This window comes from Streptomyces sp. NPDC004667 (assembly GCF_040609475.1).
GTDB lineage: Bacteria > Actinomycetota > Actinomycetes > Streptomycetales > Streptomycetaceae > Streptomyces.
In genome coordinates, this window is record NZ_JBEXKC010000214.1 from 1 (window position 1) to 3284 (window position 3284).

4 protein-coding genes are annotated in these 3284 nt (G+C 72.7%); 3 read left to right on the plus strand and 1 reads right to left on the minus strand.

Annotation, left to right across the window (positions count from 1 at the left end; genetic code table 11):
• The coding region (locus ABZW32_RS39295; RefSeq protein WP_356225654.1) for an adenosylhomocysteinase at window positions 1-121 on the plus strand (121 nt) is incomplete at its 5' end.
• 103 nt (window positions 122-224) lie between these two features.
• Window positions 225-872, plus strand: a complete 648-nt coding sequence (locus ABZW32_RS39300; protein WP_356225648.1) for a hypothetical protein — start codon at window positions 225-227, stop codon at window positions 870-872.
• On the opposite strand, the gene ABZW32_RS39305 is transcribed toward ABZW32_RS39300, so the two are convergent.
• A complete protein-coding gene (locus tag ABZW32_RS39305; protein WP_356225650.1) occupies window positions 869-1852 on the minus strand; it encodes an RDD family protein in 984 nt (327 codons plus the stop codon). The genes ABZW32_RS39300 and ABZW32_RS39305 overlap by 4 nt on opposite strands.
• Window positions 1853-1962: 110 nt before the next feature.
• Between ABZW32_RS39305 and ABZW32_RS39310 the strand changes: the two genes are divergently transcribed.
• Window positions 1963-2970 carry a stage II sporulation protein M gene (locus tag ABZW32_RS39310; protein WP_356225652.1) on the plus strand — a complete coding sequence of 336 codons (1008 nt, stop codon included), beginning with the start codon at window positions 1963-1965 and terminating at the stop codon, window positions 2968-2970.
• Window positions 2971-3284 lie beyond the last annotated feature (314 nt).

Sequence of the window (3284 nt, forward strand, 5' to 3'; positions counted from 1 at the left end):
GGTCGCCCGCCTCCACCTCGACGCGCTGGGCGTCAAGCTCACCACCCTGCGCCCGGAGCAGGCCGCCTACATCGGCGTCAAGGTCGAGGGCCCGTTCAAGCCCGACCACTACCGCTACTGATCCCCACGGATCCACAGCACCGAGCCAGGCCCCCGGCACTCCGCCGGGGGCCTGCCCCGTACCTCCGTACGCATCCTCCGTACGCACGCAAGGACCCAGCCCCATGCCCCGCGGCCGCTACTCGCTCCACGACCCGCACGACCACACCCCCCTCGGCGAGGAGCACTTCCACTGCGCCCCCGGCCCCTCGGGATGGCGCTACGTCGCCCAGCTGACCCACCCCGACGGCGGCCACCGCGGCTCGGTCGACCTGGCCGTCGACGCCCTCGGCCGCCCCATCCGCCTCGAACTGAACACGGGCGGCTGGCAGGTCCGCGGCGCCGCCGTCGACGGGGTCACCTGGGTCCGCACCGACCCCACCGGCACCGAGGCCACCGAAGGCAACGTCCGGGCCCCCGGATTCACCGGCACCTCCCCGGCCTTCCTCATCGCCACGGCCCGCCTGCTGCGCCTCGCGCCCGGCGCCCCCGCGACCCGCGTCCGCCTGCTCGCCCTCACCGACCCGGTGCTCGCGGCCCGTACGGTCGACCAGGCCTGGGCCCTGGTGTCCCGGGCGGAGCACCCGACGGACAGCGGCCCGCTCGTGGTGGACGAGTACCGGGTCACCACCCTCGACACCGGCGAGGTGCACACGGTCCACATCGCCGGGGACGTCGTCCTCGCGGCGCCCGGCATCGAACTCGAACACCTGGAGACCCCGCCGTCCGCCTTCCCCGAAAGCGACGACGCCGACGAGGACCCCGGGATCTAACCGGGCGGAGCGAACCCGGTCCGCCGTACGGGAGCCTCGGCGGGAGCGGGAGCGGGAGCGGGCGTCGGCGCGGGGGTCGGGGGAACGGTGGGCGGCGCCGCAGCCGCCGGCGCCGGCGCGGTGACCGGTGCGGACATCGGCGCCGCGAACGGCCCGGAGACCGGCGCGACGTACGGCCCGGAGACCGGCCCGGCGACCGGCGCGGTCATCGGCCCGGGCCCGTGCGGGACCTGCACCGCGAACGCCCGCGCCGCGTCCCGGGTCTGCCGCTCGTGCACCACCGCCATCAGGAACGCGGCGGCCGTCACCCCGGCCGGCGGCGGCGTCCCGGTCCGGGCCACCACGTCGTCCGCGAGCCGGGCCGCCATCGCGGCACCCGTGTGCGGGTCCAGCTGGTTCATCCGGGTCAGGTACTGCCGGATCGCCAGCCACAGCCCCTCCGGCACCGCCGACAGGTCCAGGCCGCCGAACCGCCCGGCCAGCCAGGGCGGCGGAGGCGGCACCGGCATGACCCGGGCCCCCGGCACCCGTTCCCGGATCACCAGCGTCCCCGCGAACACGTCACCGAGCCGCCGTCCGCGTTCGGAGACCAACGAGGCGATGCAGGCGATGGTCCCGAAGGTCATCAGCAGTTCCACGACCCCCATGGCCCCCCGCACGAGCGCGTGCCGGAAGCGGATCGGACCGCCGTCCTCGCGGACCACCCGCAGTCCGCAGGCGAGCTTCCCCAGTGACCGCCCGTGGCTCAGCGTCTCGACCGCGATCGGCACGCCGACCAGCACCAGCAGCAGGCTCGCCACCGACACGGCCGCCCGCGCGGCGTCGTCCAGCGAGGCCGTCGCGAAGACCAGCGCGAGCGTGACGAGCAGGTAGCAGCCGACGTACACGAACAGGTCCAGCAGGACGGCCAGGGCCCGGCTCGGCAGCCGCGCCGACCTCAGACCCAGGACGACCGCGTCCCCCGTCACCAGATCGCTCACCACTGCACCTTTCCCCGACCTGACCCGCCCCTGTGCGCTCCAGTCTGCCAAGCTGGCCGCAGGAGCAGTAGGCCGAACCGTGTGGTCAGGGGCAGGGGAGCGGAAAGCGAATGGATCTCGACGTCTTCGTGGCCGCCCACCAGGCGCAGTGGGCCCGCCTGGAGCAGCTCCTCGGCCGTGGCCGGCACCTCACGGGAGCGGAGGCGGACGAGCTCGTCGCGCTCTACCAGCGCACCTCCACCCACCTCTCCCTGATCCAGTCGAGCGCCCCCGACCCGATGCTGACGGGCCGGCTCACACAGCTCGTCGCGCGCGCCCGGGCCACCGTGACCGGCACCCGCCGCGCGAGCTGGCGCGACGCGGCCCGCTTCTTCACCGCGGGCTTCCCGGCGGCCGTGTACCGCAGCCGCCGCTGGTGGATACCCACGGCGCTGCTCTCCACGGCACTCGGCGTCCTCATCGGCTGGTGGATAGCCACCCACCCCGAGGTCCAGGGCGCGATCGCCGCCCCGGACCACCTCAAGGAACTGACCAGACCGGGCGGCGAGTACGAGACGTACTACTCCAGCCACCCGGCGGCCTCGTTCGCCGCCCAGGTCTGGACGAACAACGCCCAGGCCGCCGCGGTCTGCCTGGTCCTGGGAGCCTTCCTGGGCCTGCCGGTCCTCTGGATCCTCTTCCTGAACATGGCGAACCTGGGCGTCGGCATCGGCCTGATGAGCTCGGCCGGCCGCCTCGACGTCTTCCTCGGCCTGATCCTCCCGCACGGCCTCCTCGAACTGACCGCGGTCTTCGTCGCCGCGGGCACGGGGCTCCGCCTGGGCTGGACGGTCATCGACCCGGGCCCCCGCACGCGCCGCACGGCCCTCGCCGAACAGGGCCGCGCGGCCCTGGGCATGGCCATCGGCCTGGCGGTGGTCCTCTTCCTGTCGGGCCTGATCGAGGGCTTCGTGACCCCGTCGGGCCTCCCGACCTGGGCCCGCATCGGCATCGGCATCGCAGCCGAGGCCGCCTTCCTGGTCTACGTCTTCGTCCTGGGCGGCCGCGCCTCCCGCGAGGGCGACGCCGGCGACGTCGAGGAAGCGGACCGTACGGCGACCCTGCCCACTGCGGCGTGATGTGCGTACAAGCCTGCTGAGCTGCTAGTCTCCTCGTCGTCCCGCAAACACTGTTGACACGGTGGCTGTGGGGAGGTAGATTCGAACGGTTGCCTCGAACTGGACAAGTTCGGCAGTGATGGTTTAAAATCTCTCTCGCCCCCTAAGGAATCCAATTCCATTGGGGCGCAATCGACTCTCCGATCAGGAATCCGAAGCCGGGAAATCCGGTGGAAAACTTCTGATAGAGTCGGAACCGCCGGAAAGGGAAAGCGCGAAAGCGCAGAACCTCGAAAGCACCGAGGAAAATCGGACACGAAAGAGTCTGATAGAGT

Coding starts and splice junctions, on each gene's coding strand:
- ABZW32_RS39300 (WP_356225648.1), top strand. CDS start 225: ATGCCCCGCGGCCGCTACTCGCTCCACGACCCGCACGACCACACCCCC.
- ABZW32_RS39310 (WP_356225652.1), top strand. CDS start 1,963: ATGGATCTCGACGTCTTCGTGGCCGCCCACCAGGCGCAGTGGGCCCGC.